This window comes from Moritella sp. 28 (assembly GCF_018219435.1).
Taxonomy (GTDB): Bacteria; Pseudomonadota; Gammaproteobacteria; order Enterobacterales; family Moritellaceae; genus Moritella.
The window spans coordinates 531,873-548,888 of the sequence record NZ_CP056121.1 but is presented as its reverse complement, the minus strand read 5'-3'; the positions used below and the strand labels follow the sequence as shown (position 1 = coordinate 548,888).

At 41.1% G+C, this 17,016-nt stretch carries 14 protein-coding genes and 9 tRNA genes; 19 read left to right on the top strand and 4 right to left on the bottom strand.

Translation table 11 applies throughout. The features are described from left to right. Positions 1–2: 2 nt before the first annotated feature. From prmC to hemA, 3 genes are all read right to left on the bottom strand, one after another. Complete coding sequence (gene prmC, locus HWV02_RS02570; RefSeq protein ID WP_211678329.1) at positions 3–842, bottom strand: peptide chain release factor N(5)-glutamine methyltransferase; 840 nt, start codon at positions 840–842, stop codon at positions 3–5. 14 nt (positions 843–856) lie between these two features. Further along, positions 857–1,945 carry a peptide chain release factor 1 gene (prfA, locus tag HWV02_RS02565; protein ID WP_211678328.1) on the bottom strand — a complete coding sequence of 363 codons (1,089 nt, stop codon included), beginning with the start codon at positions 1,943–1,945 and terminating at the stop codon, positions 857–859. 250 nt (positions 1,946–2,195) lie between these two features. Continuing rightward, a complete protein-coding gene (hemA, locus tag HWV02_RS02560; RefSeq protein ID WP_211689623.1) occupies positions 2,196–3,446 on the bottom strand; it encodes a glutamyl-tRNA reductase in 1,251 nt (416 codons plus the stop codon). 233 nt (positions 3,447–3,679) lie between these two features. Between hemA and lolB the strand changes: the two genes are divergently transcribed. The 15 genes from lolB to HWV02_RS02485 all read left to right on the top strand — a co-directional run bounded on the left by lolB (position 3,680) and on the right by HWV02_RS02485 (position 11,705). Then, positions 3,680–4,207, top strand: coding sequence for a lipoprotein insertase outer membrane protein LolB (gene lolB, locus HWV02_RS02555; protein ID WP_255547022.1), 528 nt, complete (start codon positions 3,680–3,682; stop codon positions 4,205–4,207). Further along, entirely contained in the window at positions 4,191–5,048 is an 858-nt protein-coding gene (ispE, locus tag HWV02_RS02550) for a 4-(cytidine 5'-diphospho)-2-C-methyl-D-erythritol kinase (RefSeq protein WP_211689620.1), read from the top strand. The genes lolB and ispE overlap by 17 nt, the downstream gene beginning before the upstream one ends. A gap of 178 nt (positions 5,049–5,226) precedes the next feature. After that, on the top strand, positions 5,227–6,171 hold the full coding sequence (locus tag HWV02_RS02545; protein ID WP_211689618.1) for a ribose-phosphate pyrophosphokinase: 945 nt from the start codon (positions 5,227–5,229) through the stop codon (positions 6,169–6,171). Positions 6,172–6,419: 248 nt separating this feature from the next. Beyond that, a complete protein-coding gene (pth, locus tag HWV02_RS02540; protein ID WP_067045405.1) occupies positions 6,420–7,010 on the top strand; it encodes an aminoacyl-tRNA hydrolase in 591 nt (196 codons plus the stop codon). Between the two features lie 89 nt (positions 7,011–7,099). After that, the gene (ychF, locus tag HWV02_RS02535) at positions 7,100–8,191 is read left to right on the top strand and encodes a redox-regulated ATPase YchF (RefSeq protein ID WP_211678323.1); all 1,092 of its coding nucleotides are present in this window, start codon (positions 7,100–7,102) and stop codon (positions 8,189–8,191) included. 383 nt (positions 8,192–8,574) lie between these two features. Next, positions 8,575–8,651 (top strand) — tRNA-Met (locus HWV02_RS02530). A gap of 16 nt (positions 8,652–8,667) precedes the next feature. After that, positions 8,668–8,742, top strand: a tRNA-Gln gene (locus HWV02_RS02525). Positions 8,743–8,844: 102 nt separating this feature from the next. After that, positions 8,845–8,929, top strand: a tRNA-Leu gene (locus HWV02_RS02520). A 34-nt stretch (positions 8,930–8,963) separates the two neighbouring features. Further along, a tRNA-Gln gene (locus HWV02_RS02515) sits at positions 8,964–9,038 on the top strand. Between the two features lie 96 nt (positions 9,039–9,134). Continuing rightward, positions 9,135–9,219 (top strand) — tRNA-Leu (locus HWV02_RS02510). Positions 9,220–9,253: 34 nt separating this feature from the next. Next, positions 9,254–9,328, top strand: a tRNA-Gln gene (locus HWV02_RS02505). Positions 9,329–9,375: 47 nt separating this feature from the next. Further along, a tRNA-Met gene (locus HWV02_RS02500) sits at positions 9,376–9,452 on the top strand. Positions 9,453–9,475: 23 nt separating this feature from the next. Beyond that, positions 9,476–9,560 (top strand) — tRNA-Leu (locus HWV02_RS02495). A gap of 41 nt (positions 9,561–9,601) precedes the next feature. Further along, positions 9,602–9,676, top strand: a tRNA-Gln gene (locus tag HWV02_RS02490). A gap of 418 nt (positions 9,677–10,094) precedes the next feature. Next, positions 10,095–11,705 carry a methyl-accepting chemotaxis protein gene (locus HWV02_RS02485; RefSeq protein WP_211678322.1) on the top strand — a complete coding sequence of 537 codons (1,611 nt, stop codon included), beginning with the start codon at positions 10,095–10,097 and terminating at the stop codon, positions 11,703–11,705. Positions 11,706–11,715: 10 nt separating this feature from the next. Here the strand turns inward: HWV02_RS02485 and HWV02_RS02480 are convergent, their stop codons facing one another. Next, positions 11,716–12,888 carry an FAD-dependent oxidoreductase gene (locus HWV02_RS02480; protein WP_211678321.1) on the bottom strand — a complete coding sequence of 391 codons (1,173 nt, stop codon included), beginning with the start codon at positions 12,886–12,888 and terminating at the stop codon, positions 11,716–11,718. A 224-nt stretch (positions 12,889–13,112) separates the two neighbouring features. Here HWV02_RS02480 and miaB point away from each other — a divergent pair, with 224 nt between their 5' ends. From miaB to corC, 4 genes are read left to right on the top strand one after another with little or no spacing between them, the layout of a single operon-like run. Continuing rightward, positions 13,113–14,540: a tRNA (N6-isopentenyl adenosine(37)-C2)-methylthiotransferase MiaB gene (gene miaB / locus HWV02_RS02475; protein ID WP_211689616.1), complete on the top strand. Its 1,428-nt coding sequence runs from the start codon at positions 13,113–13,115 to the stop codon at positions 14,538–14,540. A gap of 31 nt (positions 14,541–14,571) precedes the next feature. Then, complete coding sequence (locus tag HWV02_RS02470) at positions 14,572–15,603, top strand: PhoH family protein (RefSeq protein WP_255550584.1); 1,032 nt, start codon at positions 14,572–14,574, stop codon at positions 15,601–15,603. After that, positions 15,600–16,061: an rRNA maturation RNase YbeY gene (gene ybeY, locus HWV02_RS02465; RefSeq protein WP_211673940.1), complete on the top strand. Its 462-nt coding sequence runs from the start codon at positions 15,600–15,602 to the stop codon at positions 16,059–16,061. Before HWV02_RS02470 ends, ybeY begins: the two co-directional genes overlap by 4 nt. Positions 16,062–16,103: 42 nt before the next feature. After that, positions 16,104–16,988 carry a CNNM family magnesium/cobalt transport protein CorC gene (corC, locus tag HWV02_RS02460; RefSeq protein ID WP_211673939.1) on the top strand — a complete coding sequence of 295 codons (885 nt, stop codon included), beginning with the start codon at positions 16,104–16,106 and terminating at the stop codon, positions 16,986–16,988. Positions 16,989–17,016: the final 28 nt, after the last annotated feature.

Below are 17,016 nucleotides of genomic sequence, written 5' to 3'. Positions count from 1 at the left end.
GATTAAACTTCTTTTCGTTGTCCGACAGTAATACGATCGTTATTACCATAATCTTTATGCGTAACAACCTGATGATAATTGGATGCGGTAAATAGTGCGCGTACCGCTGCACCTTGTTCAAAGCCATGTTCAACTAACAACCAGCCATCCGCGGTTAAAAACTGATAACCTTCACGAATAATGTGCTTTAAGTCAGCCAATCCATCATCAGCAGCAACTAACGCAGTTAACGGCTCAAAACGCACATCACCCATAGCCAGATGTGGATCATGTTCTTCGATATAAGGTGGATTACTGACTATTACATCAAAACGTTGATTGGCTTGTAAAGGTTCAAACCAACTACCTTGCAATACCGCAATATCAAAACCACAGCGTTTGGCATTACGACGTGCTAATGCTGCCGCGCCTTGCTGATATTCAATTGCGGTCACTGTCGCTTGTGGTGATTCTGATGCTAAGGCCAGTGCGATAGCGCCCGTACCTGTCCCTAAATCTAATACTTGGCAAGCTTGATTCGGCATGCAAACAAGTGCTTGTTCGACTAAGATTTCGGTATCAGGTCTTGGAATTAACGTATCAGGAGACACTTCTAATTCTAAGGACCAAAACTCACGATAACCAAGAATATGAGCGACAGGTTCACCCGCCTGACGACGCGTGATAAGAGCAGTAAAACGACGAATAATATCATCATCCATTACCTTATCATCCCAAGTGAAAAGATAACTGCGATCTTTATCGAGTAGGAAGCAAAGGATAACGTCGGCATCAAGCTTCGGGCTTTCGCTGTCAGTGAGCTGTTTGACAGCCCACTGCAATAATTGTGCAATTGTTTTCACAGTACTCGACACACCTAATCTGCTTCAGCAAGCGCCGCTAACAGATCCGCTTGATGTTCTTGAATGATTGGTTGGATCAATACGTCTAGCTCACCTTCCATCACTTCATTTAGACGGTAAAGTGTTAGATTGATACGGTGATCACTAACGCGACCTTGTGGGTAGTTATAAGTACGAATACGTTCAGAACGATCACCACTTGCCACTAGGCTACGACGGGTACTTTCTTCTTCAAGACGCACAACTTCATCAGCAGCCGCTTGAATTCGCGCTTGTAGAATAGACATCGCACGTGCACGGTTTTTATGCTGTGAACGTTCGTCTTGGCACTCAACCACAGTCCCCGTAGGAATGTGAGTAATACGGATCGCTGAATCGGTTTTATTTACGTGCTGACCACCAGCACCAGATGCACGGAACGTATCAACTTTAAGATCTGCTGTGTTAATACTAATTGCTTCTGACTCTGGGATCTCAGGCATAACAACCACTGTACAAGCTGAGGTATGGATACGACCTTGTGATTCAGTTTCTGGTACACGCTGTACACGGTGACCACCAGACTCAAACTTCATGGTGCCGAATACTGCGTCGCCTTCCATCTTAACGATAACTTCTTTGTAACCGCCTTGATCACTGTTGCTTAAGTTCATGATTGATAAACGCCAGCCTTTTTTCTCAGCATACTTACAGTACATACGGTAAAGGTCGCCCGCAAAGATTGCGGCTTCGTCACCACCTGCACCAGCACGGATCTCTAAGAAACAGTTATTGCTGTCATTTGGGTCACGTGGTAACAACAAGACTTCTAACTCATCACTGACACGCGCAACCGTTGCTTTACTTTCTTTGTATTCTTCAACAGCCATTTCACGCATGTCAGGATCATCGTCCTTTAACATCTCTTCTGCTGATTCAAAATCTTCTTTTGCGTCTTGGTATTCTTTAAAACAAGCAACTAACTCTTCTAATTGCGCGTATTCTTTTGTTAGTGCACGGTAACGGTCTTGATCACTGATGATCTCTGGCTCACCTAATAGTGCTTGAACTTCTTCATGGCGTTCGATTAGGGCTTCTAATTTTGTAATGATCGATGCTTTCATCTTTACTCTCGTATTACCGTTAAATAGATCACCGAAGTCTTATAGGCTGCTTCAGTAATTGAATATGGATTATTTCTTTGTTGTGATCGGCAAGGATACCTATATGTAAGGAAATAGTCGATTGCTTTCCGATAATTTACTATTGATATACCGAATATATGCCAAAACAGTTTGAAATAGAGTAACCAGTTGCTAATGAATTTCAATTATCAGCAATGGCAATATCTATTTTATTTTAGGGACGTGGTAACTAATCAAGACCAATGACACGACGCACTAATAATAGCTCGTCATCTTGATTACGCTTGCCTGCACTCACGAGTGCTTGCGTCGGCGCATGGATAAGTTTGTTGGTTAACTTATTAGCTAACTCTGTTAATACACGTTCGTTGTCAGTACCATTTTGCAGCGCGGCTATCGCTCTTTCAAGTAGCAGTTCTTTTTCAGCCATTGCCGCATTTCGGTATTCTTTAATAGAATCAACACTTGATAAGGAAGCAGCCCATTCAGCAAACAGCTGTGTTTCTTCAGTAATGATCTGCTCTGCTTGCTCTGCAGCATCTTGACGCGCTTCTTTATTCTGCTCAATGATGCCCTGCAGGTCATCGACAGTGTATAAATATGCATTACCTAACTCGCCGACTTCTTCTTCAATATCCCGAGGCACAGCAATATCAACCAAGAAAATAGGCTTTTGCTTGCGTAGTTTTAATGCACTTTCAATCATCCCTTTACCGATAATAGGTAATGGGCTTGCCGTCGAACTGATAACAATATCCGCATTATGTAAATGCTGAGGGATCTCTTCTAGGGTCATGGTGCTGGCACCAAACTTGTCACCCAGCACTTCCGCACGGGATAAAGTACGGTTAGCCACCATCATCTCACAGACATTTTGATCCGAAAGGTGCGTCGCAACCAGATCTATGGTTTCACCCGCCCCAATCAGTAACACACGCGTTTTAGATAAATCATCAAAGATATGTTTACTTAAACTCACAGCCGCAAAAGCCACGGAGACAGCATTAGCACCGATTTCAGTTTCGGTACGCACGCGCTTAGCGGCTGTAAACGTTTTTTGAAATAGTTTATCTAGAGTTTGAGCAACAGAATTTAACTGTTTCGCTTTCGCAAAGGCTTGTTTTATCTGCCCTAAAATTTGCGGTTCACCTAATACCAGTGAATCTAAGCCGCCAGCCACTCGCATGAGATGGCGTACCGCATCGGTATCGTAATGGCGATAAGTACATGTTGCTAATTCATCAATTTTCACCTGATGAAAATCAACTAACCACTGCGTAACGCGTTCGGGCTCTCCTTGCTCAATTTTGCAATATATCTCGGTACGATTACAAGTTGAAACAATCACTACTTCCGACGCGATACCCTCAGCCGTAATGCTGGCGAACGCCTCTTCAATATTGTCAGGTGAAAAAGCAACCTTTTCACGTAATGATACAGGTGCCGTATTATGATTTATACCTAGTGCTAACAGAGTCATGTATTACTTACTGTGGATAGTTGTAAAACAAATAGGAGCTTATTCTACGCAAAAAGTATGTATTTTTAAAGTGACAAAACCAAGCATATCTGTTTTTATAACCCCATGCTTGCTCTTTATCATCATTACTTTATTTTTTTGAGTATCTTATGACATTTCAGCGTTCTATTTACATTTTTATTATTAGTATATTACTCAGTGCCTGTAGTAGTACAACACGGATACAACCCCCGGTGGGTAACCCACAACAATTATGGCAGCAACACCAAGTTCAATTACAAAGTATTCGGACTTGGCAACTGCAAGGACAAATTGCTTTTATTAGTCCTGATTCACGTAATTCAGCTACCTTAAACTGGCAACAATATGACCATGATTTCAAGATTAATCTAACGGGGCCATTTGGTATTCATGTACTTACGATTAAGCGCAGTGATAATATCTCCACGCTGATTTTAAATGATGACAGTCAATACCAAGGCCGCAACACTCAAACACTGGTCAACCGACTCAGTCCAATCCCAATTCCCGTGAATGAATTACGTGCTTGGATCATTGGAGACCCATTAACTGACGATGTTCAACTCGATAATTATGGTCGTGTAACCCAAGCTAACCATCCACTCGGTTGGCACATCAGTTATACTCACTATCAATTAATCGATAATATTTGGTTACCTAAAAATATCGTTATCAAAAAAGATGACATACGTATAAAAATTACGACTCGAAACTGGAATTTAAATGCAACAAAATACTAGCCATTGGTCAGCACCCGCAAAACTGAATCTATTCCTATATATTAATGGCCGTCGCCCCGATGGTTATCATGAATTACAAACTTTATTTCAATTTGTTGATATCGGGGATGAGCTAACTATTACCCCAAACCTCACTGATAGCATCACGATTACGCCTGAGATCCCAAGTATTCCTGTTACCGACAATATCATCTATCAAGCCGCTATGGCGCTTAAAGCGCACTCAGTGCTGCCATTGGGTGCTGATATTCAACTAACCAAAAACCTACCAATGGGCGGGGGCCTTGGTGGCGGTTCTTCAGATGCTGCAACCACCTTAGTTGCATTAAATCAACTTTGGCTGTTACACCTCGATGAGGATCAATTAGCCGAAATTGGCGTTAAGCTCGGTGCGGATGTACCAGTGTTTGTCCGTGGTCATGCCGCATTTGCTGAAGGAATAGGTGAGCAACTTACCTCTATTGAGGTGGATGAGAACTATTATCTTATTGTCGTACCTGACACTCAGGTCAATACGGCAAAATTATTTGCTGATCCAGAATTAATACGTGATACGCCAAAACGCCCGCTGCATCAGTTATTACAAGACGAATGGCGAAATGACTTTGAACCAACTGTGAAAAAACGTCATCCTGAGGTTGCAAAAGCATTGGAGTGGTTGCTAAAATATGCGCCATCTCGACTGACAGGCTCCGGTTGTTGTGTTTTTTCTGAGTTTAAAACTAAGTCTGATGCATTAACAGTATTAGCGAAAGCGCCTAAAAGCATGCAAATTTATATCGCGAAGAGCTTAAATAAATCACCGCTATTACGTGATTTAGAAAACGCGACTATTGCATGATTGAAAAATACGGCGCAATAATAATGAACACAAGAAAATAAATACGATACCAGAATCTTAGCTATTAAGTTGTTACCAAGTTTTAAGAGATTAACGCTGGGGATCTCTACTAGGCAGTTCGCTGACTAGGAGTATAATTATATCCCAGCCAAATACATCGATTACCTGAGGTTACACCGTGCCCGACATGAAGCTCTTTGCTGGTAACGCTACACCAGAACTTGCACAGAAAGTTGCAGACCGCCTTTTCATTCAACTTGGCAAAGCCAAAGTTGGTCGCTTTAGCGATGGTGAAATTAGTGTTGAAATTGAAGAAAATGTACGTGGTGGAGATATCTTCATCCTACAATCTACTTGTGCACCAACGAACGACAACCTAATGGAATTGATCGTTATGGTTGATGCGATGCGTCGTGCATCAGCGGGTCGTATTACTGCTGTTATTCCTTATTTTGGTTATGCTCGTCAAGATCGTCGTGTACGTTCTTCTCGCGTGCCAATTACAGCAAAAGTTGTAGCCGATTTCCTTTCAAGTGTTGGTGTTGATCGTGTATTAACGGTTGATCTACACGCAGAACAGATCCAAGGCTTCTTCGATGTGCCTGTTGATAATGTATTTGGTACGCCAGTATTATTAGAAGACATGCAAGAAAAGAATCTTGAAAATCCAGTTATCGTATCTCCAGATATCGGTGGTGTGGTACGAGCACGTGCTAACGCTAAATTACTTGATGAAGCTGACCTTGCGATTATCGACAAACGTCGTCCAAAAGCAAACGTAGCACAAGTAATGCACATTATTGGTGATGTGAAAGACCGTGATTGTATCTTGGTTGATGACATGATCGACACTGGCGGTACATTATGTGCAGCAGCAACAGCCCTAAAGAAAAATGGCGCGAAACGTGTATTTGCTTACGCTACTCACCCAGTATTCTCAGGTAACGCTGTAGATAATCTACGTGATTCTTGCATTGATGAAATAGTGGTAACAGACTCAATTCCACTTTCTCCAGAAGTAGCTGCATTACCAAACGTACGCGTATTGAGCCTTAGCCCTATGCTAGCTGAATCAATCCGTCGCGTTAGCAACGAAGAATCTATTTCGGCAATGTTTAAATAATTAAATTAACCCATAATTTAATTTAGGCAATGCAATAAAAACCGAGTTTGGTATTACCAGGCTCGGTTTTTTGTCTATCTAACGCAGCGAATACTTTAAGTCATAAGCGCACTATCATTCAACTTGATGGACACGTCAGTTGAGCTTTGCACTGACACAAGGTAAAATAGCGCGTTTTTTATCCAATGAGTAAGGGTCGACTGACTCTAATACGCATTAAGCCACATTACAGTAATAATAGGTATACCATGAGCAACGACATTCGTTTAATTGTCGGCCTGGCTAATCCAGGACAAGAATACAGCCGCACCCGTCATAATGCCGGAGCTTGGTTTATTAACGAATTAGCAAAATGGCACAACACGCAATTACGTGAAGAAGCTAAATATTTTGGTTATACAGCAAGAATAGCGATTGCCGGCCAAGATGTGCGACTATTAATCCCGACCACATTCATGAATCTAAGTGGTAAGTCCGTTTCAGCATTAGCTAAATTTTATCGTATTGATGTAACACAAATCTTAGTTGTTCATGATGAACTCGATTTACCACCTGGTGTGGCTAAATTTAAGCAAGGCGGTAGCCATGGTGGCCATAATGGTCTGAAAGACATTATTAGCAAGATGGCGAACAGCAAAGAATTCTACCGTTTACGTATTGGCATTGGTCACCCAGGCCATAAAGACAAAGTAACCGGTTACGTACTTGGCAAAGCACAAGCCAAAGAACAAGAACAAATGGATGCAGCGATTGATGAAGCAGTACGCTGTATCGATATTTTAGCTAAAGACGGCATGACCAAAGCGATGAGTCGTTTACATACGTTTAAAGCGCAATGATTAATAAAAAAAGAAATAATTCAACACACACAGGTAAATAATTTAACTGTGTGAACCAATTTTAGTACATAGCAAAGAAGGTAAAAATCATGGGTTTTAAATGCGGTATCGTAGGCTTACCAAACGTAGGTAAATCAACACTATTTAATGCATTAACACAAGCTGGTATCGAAGCTGCCAATTTCCCATTCTGCACAATCGAGCCGAATACGGGTGTTGTGCCTGTACCAGATAAGCGTTTAGATGCACTATCTGCAATCGTAAACCCAGAGCGTATATTACCAACTACAATGGAATTTGTTGATATCGCAGGCTTAGTAGCTGGCGCATCAAAAGGTGAAGGTCTAGGTAACAAATTCCTAGCAAATATCCGTGAAACAGATGCAATTGGTCACGTTGTACGTTGTTTTGAAAATGAAAACATCATTCACGTGAACAACAAAATTTCACCATTAGATGACATCGAAATCATTAACACTGAACTTGCACTAGCCGATCTAGACAGCTGTGAACGCGCACTGCTACGTTTAGCGAAAAAAGCCAAAGGCGGCGATAAAGACGCTAAATTTGAAGTGCCAGTTGTTGAAAAGATCATCGCTCACCTTGCTGAAGGTGAAATGATCCGCTCTTTAGAACTAACTAAAGAAGAAGTTGCAGCGATTGACTACATGAATTTCTTAACGCTAAAACCAACTATGTATATTGCTAACGTTGATGAAGATGGCTTTGAAGATAACGCGCATTTAGATGCAGTACGAGCACTGGCAGCAGCAGAAAATGCTGTAGTAGTCGCTATCTGTGCATCAATGGAAGCTGACATTGCGGAACTTGAAGACGAAGAGCGTGCAGAATTCATGGAAGACATGGGTATTGAAGAACCAGGTCTTAACCGTGTAATTCGTGCAGGTTACGAACTACTAACGCTACAGACTTATTTCACTGCGGGTGTTAAAGAAGTACGTGCATGGACTATCCCTGTGAACGCTACAGCGCCACAAGCAGCCGGTAAAATCCATACAGACTTCGAAAAAGGTTTCATCCGTGCAGAAGTAATACCTTATGCTGCTTTCATCGAAAACAAAGGTGAAGCTGGCGCTAAGACCGCAGGTCAATGGCGTCTAGAAGGTAAAGACTACATCGTTAAAGATGGTGATGTTGTACATTTCCGTTTCAACGTATAACTTTACCTAAGCTAAAAACCTTTAGTTATATCTAAAAATATACTTAAAGTAGCACAACCAAACGCTGGCAATTGCCAGCGTTTTTTTATTTCTATTCATCTCAGTAGCTTTATTTTCATCACACAGCCACACATTGATTGAAATAACTAAATACAGAAACATCGTTCAATAATTAAAGATTCACTTTACTAGCTTAAAACCATCAACAATTGCAGTTTTGCTACAAATAGCATAGAGTGACAACAGGATTCGTACAGAATTTCAACAGGCGTAGTTAAAAACGTTTTTTAACTAAAAAATAGTTGACGAACTTGGCTGTAATTAGCATAATGCGCCCCGTTCCAACGAAACAGTTAACTGCTAGTCGGAATGAGATTTAAGATGGCCATGTAGCTCAGCTGGTTAGAGCACAGCACTCATAATGCTGGGGTCACAGGTTCAAGTCCCGTCATGGCCACCATCTTAATTCGAATTGTAGGGATATCGCCAAGCGGTAAGGCACCGGGTTTTGATCTCGGGATTCTGAGGTTCAAATCCTCATATCCCTGCCATTATATAAACGATTGGCTATTTAGCGGATTGTTAAATTTATAAACACTGTTTCTCATTAATTTGATTAACACTACCAAGTTTATAAATATAAAGAATATTGTGCGGAAGTGGCGGAATTGGTAGACGCGCTAGATTTAGGTTCTAGTATCGCAAGGTGTGAGAGTTCAAGTCTCTCCTTCCGCACCATGCTTTAACATGACATTGTCATGAAACAGATTGTAGGGATATCGCCAAGCGGTAAGGCACCGGGTTTTGATCTCGGGATTCTGAGGTTCAAATCCTCATATCCCTGCCATATACCAACACAGACTTAGGTCAGTGTTAACTTTATAAGGTTTATTGAACTCTAACCATTCAATACTACCAACCTTGTAAAGATAAAGAATATTGTGCGGAAGTGGCGGAATTGGTAGACGCGCTAGATTTAGGTTCTAGTATCGCAAGGTGTGAGAGTTCAAGTCTCTCCTTCCGCACCATGCTTTAACATGACATTGTCATGAAACAGATTGTAGGGATATCGCCAAGCGGTAAGGCACCGGGTTTTGATCTCGGGATTCTGAGGTTCAAATCCTCATATCCCTGCCACTTTATTTTGCACGTATTTATACGGACAAAATGAAAAAAGTAAGAATGGCCATGTAGCTCAGCTGGTTAGAGCACAGCACTCATAATGCTGGGGTCACAGGTTCAAGTCCCGTCATGGCCACCATTCTTATTTTAAAATAAAACATTGCGGAAGTGGCGGAATTGGTAGACGCGCTAGATTTAGGTTCTAGTATCGCAAGGTGTGAGAGTTCAAGTCTCTCCTTCCGCACCATGTTTTATAAAACAATACAGCCCAGCTGTAGAAAGAATTGTAGGGATATCGCCAAGCGGTAAGGCACCGGGTTTTGATCTCGGGATTCTGAGGTTCAAATCCTCATATCCCTGCCACTTCTTTCCAACTATCACTCCCCCACTAATACCTCTTCTAATTTCTAATTTCTAATTTCTAATTTCTAATTTCTAATTTCTAATTTCTAATTTCTAATTTCTAATTTCTAATTTCTAATTTCTAATTTCTAATTTCTAATTTCTAATTTCTAATTTCAGCATTTTAAATACGCATGTAATTCACTATGCAAACTTTAATACCTTAATTTCCTCTCTCGCTTATTCATCCCCTTATATTCTACTTAATTTACTTATTTTTAACATTTAAGTCTAATAAAATACCTCTTTTGGTCGATATCACATATGTACCAGTATTATTTTGTTACGATTAACCCTACTTATTACAGTTGAATTAAAATACCAATGGCTATCATTAAGTGTTTGATCTCCCTTGGTTGGTTTCTGATGGGAAAAAACAATGTTACAAAACTTATCTATAACTAGAAAAATAAACCTCGCGTTAAGTACCCTTTTTATCCTGATACTCGCGATCTCGGCATTATCACAGAGCAAGCAAGAGACAGCACTGGTTTTATCTATTTTAGAGCAACAGGCGCATGAACAAGCTGATACTTATTTTGACAGTTTAAATACCATGATGCTCACTGGCAGTATTGGGCAACGTGAAACCTTACGTCACAAAATGCTAGAGAACGATAACATTACCGATATTCGCGTAGTCAGAGCCGATAAGGTTAATCAACTTTATGGTCTAGGACTAGGGAGCGAACAAATCAAAGACGATTTTGACCGCCGTGCACTTGCAGGCGAAGAGATCACCCAAGTCATTAGCACTCTCCAAGGTGAAACCTTATTGATAACAAAGCCCCTTATCGCATCAAAAGATTACCGCGGTACTGATTGTACAGCTTGTCATAATGCGCAAGAAGGTGATGTACTAGGTGCGGTTAGATTAGAATACTCCTTAAATAACTTTTACCAGCAAGTGCAACAAAATATTTTACGGTCAAGCGCTATCTTAGCCGTGGTATTATTTGCGGGATTGTTACTGACGTTGTTTATTATTCGTAACATCATCCTAAAACCAATCAGTGACCTGACTGACAGTATGGAATTAGCTAGTGACACCCAAGATGTGACAACATTAATTGAAGTAAAAAATCATGACGAAATAGGCCGTATGGTCACCGCCTTTAACTACATGATGAGTAATTTTCATTACAGCCTTACTCATGTACTTAATACAGCAGAGAAATTAGAAGACATTTCGACAAAACTAAGTACAGCATCAACACAAACCTACAATTCCGCCAACCAACAAAAACAAGAAGCCGCGACAATCAGCACCAGTATCATCAATATGCAAACACAAGTTGAAGATATTAAAGCGAAAGCAAATATGACCACCCTAGCATCAACACAAGCAGCATTACAAACCGATAAGGGCAATGCATTAGCGAGTGCAACAATTGATGAAATCAGTACACTGACAACACAACTCGACCACGTTGTCGATAAGATGCATCAGCTCGGCGAGCAGACCCACAATGTGACTAAAATATTAGGTGTGATCAACTCCATTTCAGAGCAAACGAATTTATTGGCGCTCAACGCAGCCATCGAAGCCGCTCGAGCAGGTGAAAGTGGCCGAGGATTTGCTGTAGTTGCAGAAGAGGTACGCGCATTGGCCATTAAAACCAATAATTCAACCAAAGAAATACAAACTATTGTTAGCTCATTGATTGAAACATCAAACAGTTCATTTTCAGCGATGGATACCGCCAAAGTAACCGCGGCAGAAGGCGCGATAAAAGTATCGCAGTTAGCGAACATGTTAAATGAAATTGCACGAGAAATGCAGGAGATTAATCAGTTGAATAATTCGGTTGCCGAATCATCGATAACACAGCAAGAGTTAACCACAAATATTCAACACAACATTGAAACTATCGCAGTCCACTCCGATGAAACAACGCTAGTAGCAACACATGCAAGCAGTATCAGCCAAGAACTATTAAACTACTCGACCGAACTACTCACGAAAGTGAAAGAATTTAAGTTAAGCTAAGGCGATGTAATTAACTTAACCCTATCGCATAACGTAGCGCCTGACGCTTTAAGGGTCCGGCGCGCTGTGCAACAGCAAGTCCAACGTTACGCAGTATCTTCGCTGGTGCAGAATTATTACTAAATACAGAATAAAACAGATCCATACTCGTCTGCATTAACAAATTATCAGGCTTTCTGCTACGTTGATATTGTGCGAGTAAGGCTTCACAGTCCCAAGCTTCACCTTCTATCACTGCGCTTCTAATTAACTCACATAACACATTCACATCTTTAAAACCGATATTAACGCCCTGTCCTGCCAATGGATTAATCGTATGTGCCGCATCACCCAGTAACACCACTCGACCTTTATAATATTGCTGGGCATGACGTCGTGTCAGGGGGAATGAACCATGGTTAGTGATCTCAAATCCACCAATCAGATCGGGAAAATGTTGTTGTACTTCCACTTTAAGTTCAGCATTAGACAGTTTACTTAAATAGTTGATGTGCGCGGTTTGATGATACCAAACCAACGATGCTTTATGCCCGGGTAACGGTAATAATGCCATTGGTCCCGTTGGTGAAAACTCCTGCCAAGTAACGTCTTGCTGCGATTGTTCAGTATCAATATTAATTAACATGCAGTTTTGGCGATAATCCCAACTGCTAATACCTATATTACTTTGCTGACGAATAATTGAGTTAGCACCATCGGCGGCAAGCACCAACTTAGCACGTAGTTTAGCGCCAGAGGTTAACGTAATTTCAGCATATTCACTGTTTTGCTCAAGTGTGGCAACTTTCTCAGGACACATCAACTGTACATTACTGTGACGTTTCATTGCTTCGAGTAAGCCTAATTGGATCACCCGGTTTTCAATGATGTAACCTAACTTGTCGTAACCAATATCGTTAGCATGGAATTTGATTTCGCAGCCACCTTGATCCCACGTTTCTAAACGACGATAAGGGCAAAGACGCATTTCTCTGATATTGGACCAAGCACCTGTCGCAACAAGCAGTTGCTGAGAGGCCAGACTGATCGCCGATACACGCAGATCCATCGGTTGCTCAAATGAAAAAGCGGGCGGCGCTTGCGCTTCAATTACCGCAATTTTAAGTCCCGAAGGTGCGAGTAGATTAGCGGTACTTGCACCAACCATTCCACCACCAACAATAATTACATCAAATTCCTGCATCGTGCTTCCTGAACCGTTTAAGGCTAAATTCTTATCTGAATCAGAATTCTACCAAGCTTTACGTCGAAATGATTGCTTTGTACTACGAAAATTACAGTAAATTTATGCATAGAAGCGATGATAACGTCTAGTCAACAGACTATTAAGGCAGTAGAATACGCGATCTTCTGTGTGTTCTCACACAACCCGAATATAGCAACAAATAATAAAGAGCAACGTGGATAATGAGTAAAAAACTGCACATTAAAACCTGGGGCTGCCAGATGAACGAATACGATTCATCAAAAATGGCAGATTTGTTAAATGCCGAGAATGGTTTTGAACTGACTGATAACCCAGAGGAAGCGGATGTTCTTCTATTAAATACCTGTTCTATCAGAGAAAAAGCGCAAGAAAAAGTATTTCACCAACTGGGTCGCTGGAAAAAGCTAAAGAAACGCAATCCGAAATTAGTGATTGGTGTTGGTGGCTGCGTAGCATCACAAGAAGGTGCAGAGATTCAAAAACGTGCACCCATTGTAAATCTGGTATTTGGTCCGCAGACTTTACACCGCTTACCAGAAATGATCACACATGCACAAGCCGGTAAAAAAGGCCTTGTTGATGTCAGCTTCCCTGAAATCGAAAAGTTTGATCGTTTACCAGAGCCGCGTGCCGAAGGAGTATCAGCATTCGTGTCTATCATGGAAGGCTGTTCAAAATACTGTACATTCTGCGTTGTACCATATACCCGTGGTGAAGAAGTAAGCCGTCCTCTTGATGATATCTTGTATGAGATTGCGCAACTAGCAGAGCAAGGAGTACGTGAAGTAAACCTACTTGGTCAGAATGCTAATGCTTACCGTGGTGATATGCATGAAGGTGACATGTGCTCATTCGCAGACTTATTACGTTATGTCGCTGCTATTGATGGTATCGATCGTATCCGTTATACCACCAGTCACCCTATTGAGTTCACAAGCGATATTATTGAAGTATATAAAGATACACCTGAAGTTGTGTCCCACTTACACCTTCCGGTACAGTCAGGTTCAGATCGTATCTTAACCTTGATGAAACGTGCGCACACAGCGTTAGAATATAAATCATTGATCCGAAAATTACGTAAAGCTCGTCCTGGTTTAGTGATGAGTTCAGACTTCATTATCGGTTTTCCAGGTGAAAGCCAACAAGATTTCGCAGATACAATGAAACTAATTGAAGACATTGAATACGATATTAGCTTCAGCTTCATCTACAGTGCGCGTCCTGGAACACCTGCTGCAGATTTACCAGATGACGTCTCGCTAGAAGAGAAAAAACAACGTTTAAGTATTTTACAAACACGTATTAGCCAAATGTCACAAAAAATTGGCCGTAATATGGTAAATACAACGCAGCGTATTCTAGTTGAAGGTCCATCGAAGAAAAATATTATGGAACTGACTGGCCGTACCGAAAACAACCGTGTTGTTAACTTCGAAGGCTCGCCAGATCTAATCGGTACGTTTGTAGATGTAGACATTGTGGATGTATTCCCTAACTCTATCCGCGGTGTATTCATCCGTGGCGAAAATGAGATGGGTCTACGTTGTGCCGTCAAACCAAGCGAAATTTTGGCGCGAGCTACCAATCAACCTAATGAGCTAGGTGTTGCTAAGTTCAACCCATAAGAGATAGACTAAGAGCCATTAATGACCTTTAATGGCTCTGCCTAATGAGATGATTTTGAATAAAAATACGACAACGCTCGATATATTTTTAGAACCCGCAGACGGTGCGCGAGTCGCTCATTTATGTGGCCCATTTGATGACAATCTAAAACAACTTGAACGTCGTTTAGAAGTTGAAATTACTTATCAAAACAATCAATTCCATATTACCGGCAATCCGGTTAATGCGCACAGCTGTATGGATATTCTTCGTAACCTTTATGTTGAGACGCAACCTGTTAAAGGCCAAGTAATCGACATTGAGCCAGAGACAATTCATCTTGCGATACAAGCATCTCGATTGCTCGAACCAGAGCCTAAGCAAACCGTAGCTAGTTTTAACACTGTGATTAAAACTAAACGAGGCCTAATTAAGCCGCGTGGTGACAATCAAGCCAATTACATTGCCAATATTTTAACCCACGATATAACCTTTGGTATTGGTCCTGCCGGTACAGGAAAAACCTATTTAGCCGTTGCGGCAGCTGTCGATGCCTTAGAGCGACAAGAAGTCCGTCGTATTTTATTAACACGCCCTGCAGTTGAAGCCGGTGAAAAGTTAGGTTTTCTACCCGGTGACTTAAGCCAAAAAGTTGATCCTTATTTACGCCCACTCTATGATGCGTTATTTGAGATGCTTGGCTTTGAAAAAGTGGAACGTTTAATTGAGCGCAATGTCATAGAAGTTGCACCACTTGCATACATGCGTGGCCGTACATTAAATGATGCGTTTATTATTTTAGATGAAAGTCAGAACACTACTATTGAACAAATGAAAATGTTTTTAACCCGTATTGGTTTTAATTCCAAAGCGGTGATTACTGGTGATATTACACAAGTTGATTTACCGAAACACATCACATCAGGCTTACGCCATGCTATGGATGTACTTGAGCCAGTAAAAGAAATCAGTTTTAATGTTTTTATATCCAATGATGTCGTTCGTCATCCTGTTGTTGCAAAAATTGTCGATGCTTATGAACACTTTGAAAATAGCATTGCCCGTAAGGATAAAGACCAATGAATACTACGCTAGATTTACAAATTGCGACTGAAGATGAAAAGCAATTACCAACCGAGGCACAATTAACAACTTGGCTCAATGCGGTCATTAAACGTTTTCAAGAGAGTGCTGAAGTAACGATTCGCATTGTTGATAACGAAGAAAGCCAACAATTGAATAACGATTACCGTGGCAAAGACAAACCAACCAATGTACTTTCGTTTCCATTCGAAGTACCTGAAGGCATTGAATTAGACCTGCTTGGTGATTTAATTATCTGCAAACAAGTTGTTGAACACGAAGCACAAGAGCAACAAAAACCCCTGACCGCACATTGGGCGCACATGGTTATTCATGGTACTTTACATTTACTCGGCTATGATCATATTATCGATGAAGAAGCAGAAGAGATGGAAGGTCTAGAAACCGAAATCATGCTAGAGCTAGAATTTGAAGACCCCTATATTACTGAAAAGTAATATTAATACCATTAACGTTACATAACTTAGGTACAACAAACTATGAACGGCGACAAACCTCACTCGACAAACGGTTCATCAAAAAAAGGTTTTTTTGACAAATTTTCTCAATTATTCCAAGGTGAGCCGAGAAACAGAGAAGAGCTTGTAGAAGTTATTCAAGATGCAGAAAATCGCGAACTGATCGATCAAGACACAAAGGATATGATTGAAGGTGTGCTCGAAGTTTCAGGACTAAAAGTACGCGACATCATGATCCCACGCTCACAGATAATTACTATCGATAAGAGCCAAAAAGTAGAAGAGTTTTTACCTATCATGATTGACTCTGCGCACTCGCGCTTCCCTGTCGTCAATGAAGATAAAGATCATATCGAAGGGATCTTGTTAGCCAAAGATCTGCTTAAATTTGTGTTTAGTGGCGCGCCAGATAGCTTTGAGCTGTCTTCTATTTTACGCCCAGCAGTTGTTGTACCAGAAAGTAAACGTGTTGATAAACTCCTTAAAGAGTTTCGTTCTGAACGCTATCATATGGCCGTAGTGGTTGATGAATTTGGTGGTGTATCAGGTCTTGTTACCATTGAGGATATTCTTGAAGAGATCGTTGGTGAAATTGAAGACGAATTCGATGAAGATGAATCAGCACAAGAAGACATCCGCCGTATTAATAAAAGCGTATTCTCAGTGCAAGCATTAACACCAGTTGATGACTTTAATGACTACTTCGCATCAGACTTTAGCGATGATGAAGTTGATACAATTGGCGGTATGATTGCCCATGCATTTGGTCATTTACCAGAGCAAGGTGAGATCATCACAGTTGACGACTTCCAATTTAAAGTCATTTCAGCTGACCGCCGTCGTATCATCCAATTACAAGTGAAAGTACCTGAAGCACAACAGAATCGCTTAGCTGAATCAGCTTAACCGTCTCAGTGGCAGGTTACTCCACTTG

Coding starts and splice junctions, on each gene's coding strand:
- ybeY (WP_211673940.1), top strand. CDS start 15,600: ATGAATACTACGCTAGATTTACAAATTGCGACTGAAGATGAAAAGCAA.
- HWV02_RS02470 (WP_255550584.1), top strand. CDS start 14,572: ATGGCTCTGCCTAATGAGATGATTTTGAATAAAAATACGACAACGCTC.
- ispE (WP_211689620.1), top strand. CDS start 4,191: ATGCAACAAAATACTAGCCATTGGTCAGCACCCGCAAAACTGAATCTA.
- HWV02_RS02485 (WP_211678322.1), top strand. CDS start 10,095: ATGTTACAAAACTTATCTATAACTAGAAAAATAAACCTCGCGTTAAGT.
- hemA (WP_211689623.1), bottom strand. CDS start 3,446: ATGACTCTGTTAGCACTAGGTATAAATCATAATACGGCACCTGTATCA.
- HWV02_RS02480 (WP_211678321.1), bottom strand. CDS start 12,888: ATGCAGGAATTTGATGTAATTATTGTTGGTGGTGGAATGGTTGGTGCA.
- prfA (WP_211678328.1), bottom strand. CDS start 1,945: ATGAAAGCATCGATCATTACAAAATTAGAAGCCCTAATCGAACGCCAT.
- miaB (WP_211689616.1), top strand. CDS start 13,113: ATGAGTAAAAAACTGCACATTAAAACCTGGGGCTGCCAGATGAACGAA.
- ychF (WP_211678323.1), top strand. CDS start 7,100: ATGGGTTTTAAATGCGGTATCGTAGGCTTACCAAACGTAGGTAAATCA.
- corC (WP_211673939.1), top strand. CDS start 16,104: ATGAACGGCGACAAACCTCACTCGACAAACGGTTCATCAAAAAAAGGT.
- pth (WP_067045405.1), top strand. CDS start 6,420: ATGAGCAACGACATTCGTTTAATTGTCGGCCTGGCTAATCCAGGACAA.